Consider the following 7,300-nt stretch of genomic DNA (forward strand, 5'->3'; position numbering starts at 1 on the left):
ATGGCATGATTTAGATTCTCAATATTCAGGAGTGCTTAATCATATTGATAAAGCATCCCAAAAAGCAGATCAAAATAAATTTAAATTCTTAAAACCTAACCTGAATGCAGCAAAAGATAGTTGGAAAACATTAAGAGCAGATGCGTTTACATTAAAAGAAGGAATAAAAACATTAAAAATGGATCCTGTTTCTTCAAAAAAATAGGGAAGTACAGTTTTATTGTAGAGTTTTCTAAAATATAGAGACTTTAAAAACATACTGTTAAATTATCAAATGATTCGTTATATACTAAAAGGTGGAGTTGCATTAAGAGCTCCACCTTTTTGATAATATCCCCCTAATAAGCTAATACTTTGTGGTTATTTTTTATTCGTATAATAACATGACCGTCAACCTATAATTTTTAACTAAATTATGTTTAATATCAAAATTACTTCAAAAAAGTCTGGGTACATAAGGATAATTGTAACATAAATGTTACAATAAATTTTTAGTGAGCGTCTACTGTATCCATATGTTTTCTTTAACGTATTCCCCTACTTCAAGCGTGCTAGCTCAACAGAAAGTGCTATATGGGTTTTGGTAAATTCGTTACATAATAAGAATAATATTTTTGTAAATTTATAAAGATGGGGAAGTTAACCAAATATAACAATCACATTTTTTGAAGAATTGTTTTTTCATTTATGCGCTTTGCATATAATGGAATTTTAACACTATCATCTGTATTGAGAAGTAAAAGTTCATCATTTAAATATAAGTGCACATTGCCCTTCCAAAACAAATGCTATTTCTTCACCTATATGTGACACAGGATCCATTGAAGAAGCATTTGGAGGTAACAAATTCATTAAAGTCAATTCCATTGATCCATCTAAATTGAAAGATAACAACTTATACAAAACATTATCGCCTTCAGGGAAAGTTATTTTACTTATTTGATTAGTCCTTTTAGTATTTGTAAACCACAAGGATCCAAGTTATAACTGGTTATGTAAAATCCAGATACTTTTTACCTTATGACCAGTATTATTTCCTGTACTTCTTACTATTATCAAAAATGGTATGAATGCTAGTGGAGGATGGAGCAACTTATCAATCAAATAAAGCGAAAAATAATTTTAGAAAGAAATTATTATCGTCTGGGAGTTAAGCTTTAGAAAAAAGAGCATACTTAAGCTATTGGCTATTACAGTATTAATCAAAAAAGTTGGAGGATAATCAAATATAAGAAAGAGCATATATAAGTTAATTACAAATTAAAATAGAAAAATTGTTATAGGTGTTAAATGTTTTTAAGAGTGTTTTTAGAAAAAATAGAAACTCGCTCTTTTTTTGTTGTAATTTCAATTTATATATAAGGGGAATCAGCCTCTTTATTTAGTATTATTCTTCTGCTGTTTGCCTATACTTAATGATGTATTAATGTATATACTCTAGTAAAGATTCAAATATTTTTACCAATGTAAACAGGGTGTATAAACAATATATAAATGATCATATATTGTTACCTTTATATAACTATAAAATAATACAATAAAATAAATTGATTATTGGTGGTTACTGAAAGGAATTAAATATGAACATCAAAATACAGTATGTAGACGGAAGTTAATTAGGAGTTGAAGATATATTGAAACCGATATGAAAAAAATAATTATGTCCTTCATTTTTTCTACGGCAGAGATGTTTTGTTTTTTTTACTAGGTGGAGACTGGATATTGTCTTTGGTAGTCGTATTAATGGCATATTTTTATCTATAAACTATAATAATTTTATATTGTAAAAATACATACGCTGCACTATTCACTAAAATACTTATAAGGACAACAGGTATTTCCTTTAGTTTTGGAGTATTAGGAATAACATTAATTATTTAAATGTTTTAATATATTAATAATAAGTTATGTATCGAATTATTTAAGCGTCTTATACTTTTAAACTTATTTCTTACCTTAGGTCCGGTATTTTATCCACTGTTTCTTACTTTTTTGGGAAATGGTATGAACACTAGCGCAGGATGGTAATAGTATTTAAAATGCGGGCATAACTTAATGGCCTCTTAACATAAAAAATAAATTAATATTCACATATTTTATGAGCAAAGAGTTAAATAGAAAATGAAGTTCTGAGATCTTATATACTTAAAGAATGTGTTTAGAAAAGTGAATAAAAACACATTCTTTTTTAATTGTTAAATTCCACTAAAAATTATTGTTTAAAAGTATTTAATTAAGCTAATTGTATTTCGAATCTTTAATTATTCTTTAATATGATTTTGTTATACAGAACTAAAGAAATTCTTCTATAAACTCACTGACTTAACACTCTTACGAGATGTTTGAAGGTGGGAGTCTTACAAAAATTGATGTATCCAGAAGTTATCTTACCAGGCTCTGCCCATAGTTTCTATAGGCACCACTAAACGTTCACTCCCGATTCTCCCTATGCCAGCTTGGCATCTGTAACTTCGATGATAGAACATGGTAGAAATTTGTCAACTTATCATTTTCAAGTTGAATGTTTACAATATAATACAGTATGAAATTTTGCATAATAATGTCTTTATGGGTGAAAATATATTGTTATTTTTATATATTATATATAATTATTTTTAATTTTTATAATCTTGATAAAAAAGGATTGATAAAACATGTTTAACTTAAATGTCCAGAGATTTAAAAATCACATAATAATCCATTGGCAATCAGCAGAGATTACTATTCTTTTAAAAGATATTATTAATATTACTACAAATGATATCCCTCTTAAAAAACTTGATCATGTCGTTTATATCGGAATTCCATCCCTTTCAAGGAAAAAGGTAATCATTAAAACAAAAAAATTCAACTATGTTTTGTATACTAATAATACATCAGAAATATTAAATAAAATAGAGATTTAATAAGGTTATTTATGAGTCTACCCTGTTGAGTGTTAGTAAAAATAAGTGAATTTATGTAAGACAAAGTGAAGTATTTCAGTCATAATTTCGAAATATGTTGGAATAGAAAGCAAAACGAGACAGGAAACAAGTTGTAGTTATCTTAAAAACATTTGCTACTATCCAGTTATGTTCAAATTGTGGTTACCATAATAAAGACGTGAAAAATCTAAATTTTTGTGAAGGGAATTGTCCTTCTTGTGGCACACATCACGATACAAATATTAAAACTGGACTGAATCGTAAACTACTCACCACTTCGCAAAGTTTGAAGTGGAAACTTCTCGGTTCCACGAAGAAAGTAACCTTTCGTCTCCCAGAGTGTTACTTCGGGGGGAGTATCCCTAGGATATCCAACGTTTGGACGCTCTGTTGGTTTGAGTGATATTTTATGTAGGAACCGAATGGTTTGGTTTTCGCACTCTATTTTCTACCTGCAACCTCCTATATCAAGTTATCGTAGAACTTCAAATAGCTAGTTTATCAAAAGTTTTTGGCTATCGCCCTTCACACTATTGAGGAGGGCGAATTTTTTGTAGATTTGTTAAAAATGATGCGATTCGTCTTTTGACAGTAGCGGCTCTAATTAATTAGAAAGCAATAGGTTCCCGTACGGAATCGCTGACTTTAAACAGTCAGCTAGGATGTTAAGTGGTGAGTAACTCAAGTTAATTCTATTTGCACTTGATTATATATTTATTTGGTGTATCATTATATTTAGTGGTTAAATTTTCTATAAATGGAAGGTGGAATACAATGTTAACTGAATTACAGAAAAGTTTCTTCTCTCGGTTACAGACATCCCCAAAAGAAGATGTGAAATTTAAAGATTTACATGAAATTCTTCTGCAAATGGCATACGTAATACCTTATGAAAATTTAGACGTTATGGAAAAAAACATCCGGAAAATTACTAGAAAGAATGTTCAAGAAAAGTTACTATTAAAACACCGTGGTGGACTATGTTATGAGCTTAACACTCTATTATATTATTTTTTACATGATTGTGGATTTGATGTCTATCGAGTATCTGGTACGGTCTACGATTTAGGTGGTGATAAGTGGAAGCCTGACGACGGACATGTGATTATTATTTTAAATTATAATAACCAGAAATACATTGTAGACGGGGGGCTTGCCTCACATCTACCATTACATCCAGTCCCATTTAGTGGTGAAGTAATTTCATCTCAAACAGGAAAATATCGTATTCGTAAACAAAATACTGAAAAAGGCAGCTATCTACTAGAAATGAAGAAAGGAGAAAATGGGGAGAGTGCTCAATTCTTAGGTTCTGAACCTACCAATACATGGCGCACTGGGTTTGCATTTACATTAGATAAAATAGATACAAACAAAGTCAATGTTATACAAAATATTATTGTAGAGCACCCTGATTCACCTTTTAACAAAGGATACATTGTCTGTAAGTTAATTGAGGATGGACATATTTCACTTACTAAACAAAGTTTTACTGAAACCAGAAAAGGCCAAAAACATAAGCGAACCATAAATGAAGAAGAGTATCAACGGATACTTAAAGAAAAATTTGATATTTCTCTGAACAAATACCCTGATAAAATCTTAGAAAGAGGCTAGCTTAAACTAGCTTATATAAATTTAATTGAGATCGTTAGTATACATTATTTGTAATATGTTTTAAGAGTGGAAAAGCATAAATTAAATCTCATCATTATAAAAAGATAGCTATAAAAGAGGAAAAACTAAAAAATATGTATCTGATCAGACTAATATCATATATAGTATATTGGTCTGATCAGATTTTAAAAATAATTAGAAGAGAAATAATATTATAGTCTTTTATATGGGTAAAGTGCTATTTGATTTATGGGGAGACTTTCATCCAATGTGCATTTCTTCCTTTCGAAACAAGTATAACTTCGCCAGATAATTGTAAGGTATTTAATGTCTTACTAATTGTACTTTTAGCTATATCAGGGTATATGCAACTGATAGTTTCTTGAGTGAACGGCTGTTTTTGATTGTATACAAAATTTTGAATACGTTCAACTTTACTTTGATTACATATAGAATCTTGTATTCTGTTATGTAAGTCTTTATAGGCCTCTAGAATAATAGTTAAGAAATTTTTCAACCAGAAACTAATATTATGTTCATTACAATACCAATTAACCGAAGATTTACATACAGCATTGTAGTATTCAGATTGTTTTTCATTGATATATTTATCTAAGCAAACATATTTTACAAATGTATGTCCATTTTTTAATAATAATAAATGCATTAATATCTGAGTAAGTCTACCATTTCCATGGCTAAAAGGGACTGTGCAATAAAAACTCAATATAAAACGAGCAATTAGTAAAAGAGAATGTAACTCTTTATTTTTGTATAATGAATTGTATTGAGAGCACAAATCCTCTACAGTTTGTGGAATCAGTTCATGAGGGAGCGGATGATAATTATTTATGTGTATTCCGCTATCTTTAAATTCTGGTATAGAAAGTGGCTTTTGACGCCACATTCCACTATCTGAGGTATAAAAATTCATTACTTGAAAATGTAATTCTTGTATGGCTTCTGGATTAATAGGTAAAGTGCAGGATTTTTGATGTACAACAGCTAGAGTCTGATAGTAACAAAAGATCGCATCTTCTGCAACAGATTCAGGTACTTTGTTATTAAGAATGAGTTCTTTTATTCTTTTACTTGAAATTTTTTTATCTGTATAAATAGTAGTATAATTTTTCATATAGTGTAGAGGTATAATTTTTTTGAAATTATTAAATATATCTGGTCTCTGTTCTTGATAAGAAGCTAACTTTCCTTTATACTCACTAATTTCGCTTATTAAGTTTATTAATTTCCTTTTAAGTTCAACATTTATGTACTTGTCTTCGAAGAAATTTCGCACGCTGTGCCTCCTATTATTCCCCGACAACATTACATAAAATCATCCATCCTATTACAATCTGATGCTCTAGTTCTCTATTTATTAAGGAATTAAATTGATATTTTAGCTATTAATTTAATTCTGATTACAAAAGATTGTTCTCTCAAAATAATAAAAATTCATATCAAGAATTTTATAGTTATAATGTTAGCACGGAATTAATGAAAATGAAAGCCTTTCCATACGAATGTATAAAGTAATTTTAATATAGTAAATTCAAATAGGTAGTTGATATGAAAAATATAAGCTTTAGGAGAGTTATATGCCATTATCGTTCCAGTAAGCAAGTATTTCTACTAATGAAATTAGAAATGCGGACGGAGAGAAAATGTAAACCTCTACTTCTATGCTATAGTAATGTAAAATATGATAATAAAAAAGAAATAATTGTAGCATGCTAACCTCAAAAAACACCAAATATACACATATAAAATTTAGAAGGATGCATTCTGGTGATACAGGTTGGGTTAATCCGTATCCTACCTGAACGAACGTTCTGCAGAAAAATTACCATAGCACAAACCGACAGTAAAAACTACCGAATACGCACAAAAACATTATAAATATGACAAATTTGTTAAATATAGGGATTGAAACAAGTCTCATTACCATTTATATGGTAATATCGACATGTAGGAATAAAAAATTAAAAAAGGGGGATAATTAATTATGATTAAAGTAAAACAAAAGCTGGTTACCTTGGCAACTACATTAGTATTAGGGTGTGGATTTACATTTGGTATAACACCTGCTTCTGCCGCATCGAACGAAAATACTACAGATATTATTTCCACCTCGTCTTTTGAGAAACTACAGCAAATACATTTCACAGGGTATGTTGTTTCTGTTGATAGTAATTATATGACGATTGTGGATACACCAACCATGGAAAAAGCTCAAATGTATCAGGAAAATTGGTGGGATTTGGTTAACAACAATGAAATATTGCTCGTTCCAGTTTTAGATAATAATTCTTATACTATAGGAGATAAATTAGATGTTTATTTTGAAGCAATGACTATGTCACTTCCTCCTATTGCGATGTCACCTATCGTTGAAAAAGTAGCAGAATAACCTAGGATACTAAAAAATAAGAGTTTTTACAAACTCTTATTTTTTATGAATGATATCCAACGGTTTAAAAATATTTCTGTTACAAGGAGCTTCTATTCGTATAATATTTCTATTTTGCAGATTAATTTCAGTTACAATCATGTAATGTAATTTGAAAACCGATTAACACCTTTGGCATGAATCAATTGTTAATATTGCATTACAATAATGTTAATATATAAATTTCGTTTGTATAAGGGGTTCAGCCGCATGCCCATCAACTTAAGGATAGAAACTCTACGGTTTTCCATTAATTGAAATGAACAAACTTTTAAACAGTATAATCCTCTTAAAAATGAGCATACGA

The 7,300-nt window shown here is 29.2% G+C and carries 4 protein-coding genes and 4 pseudogenes; 6 read left to right on the forward strand and 2 right to left on the reverse strand.

Annotated elements, in window-relative coordinates; all coding sequences use genetic code 11:
* Positions 1-205 (forward strand): annotated as a pseudogene (locus ACS2CR_RS32765) (hemolysin); the annotation flags it as partial.
* 451 nt (positions 206-656) lie between these two features.
* Here ACS2CR_RS32765 and ACS2CR_RS32770 read toward each other — a convergent pair.
* Positions 657-963: pseudogene (locus tag ACS2CR_RS32770) on the reverse strand (cupin domain-containing protein); the annotation flags it as partial.
* Between the two features lie 858 nt (positions 964-1,821).
* Here ACS2CR_RS32770 and ACS2CR_RS32775 point away from each other — a divergent pair.
* From ACS2CR_RS32775 to ACS2CR_RS32790, 4 genes and pseudogenes are all read left to right on the forward strand, one after another.
* A pseudogene (locus ACS2CR_RS32775) lies at positions 1,822-2,028 on the forward strand (DUF3902 family protein).
* A gap of 626 nt (positions 2,029-2,654) precedes the next feature.
* Positions 2,655-2,906, forward strand: a complete 252-nt coding sequence (locus ACS2CR_RS32780) for a SunI/YnzG family protein (RefSeq protein ID WP_000482659.1) — start codon at positions 2,655-2,657, stop codon at positions 2,904-2,906.
* Between the two features lie 85 nt (positions 2,907-2,991).
* Positions 2,992-3,192, forward strand: a pseudogene (locus tag ACS2CR_RS32785) (zinc ribbon domain-containing protein); the annotation flags it as partial.
* 509 nt (positions 3,193-3,701) lie between these two features.
* Positions 3,702-4,544 carry an arylamine N-acetyltransferase family protein gene (locus ACS2CR_RS32790; RefSeq protein ID WP_000954718.1) on the forward strand — a complete coding sequence of 281 codons (843 nt, stop codon included), beginning with the start codon at positions 3,702-3,704 and terminating at the stop codon, positions 4,542-4,544.
* Between the two features lie 247 nt (positions 4,545-4,791).
* Here the strand turns inward: ACS2CR_RS32790 and ACS2CR_RS32795 are convergent, their stop codons facing one another.
* On the reverse strand, positions 4,792-5,841 hold the full coding sequence (locus ACS2CR_RS32795; RefSeq protein ID WP_053512358.1) for a Fic family protein: 1,050 nt from the start codon (positions 5,839-5,841) through the stop codon (positions 4,792-4,794).
* 708 nt (positions 5,842-6,549) lie between these two features.
* On the opposite strand from ACS2CR_RS32795, the gene ACS2CR_RS32800 reads away from it, so the two are divergent.
* A complete protein-coding gene (locus tag ACS2CR_RS32800; RefSeq protein ID WP_033698201.1) occupies positions 6,550-6,954 on the forward strand; it encodes a DUF3221 domain-containing protein in 405 nt (134 codons plus the stop codon).
* Positions 6,955-7,300 lie beyond the last annotated feature (346 nt).

The sequence above is a fragment of the Bacillus cereus group sp. BceL291 genome, from assembly GCF_051776705.1.
Classification (GTDB): domain Bacteria; phylum Bacillota; class Bacilli; order Bacillales; family Bacillaceae_G; genus Bacillus_A; species Bacillus_A cereus.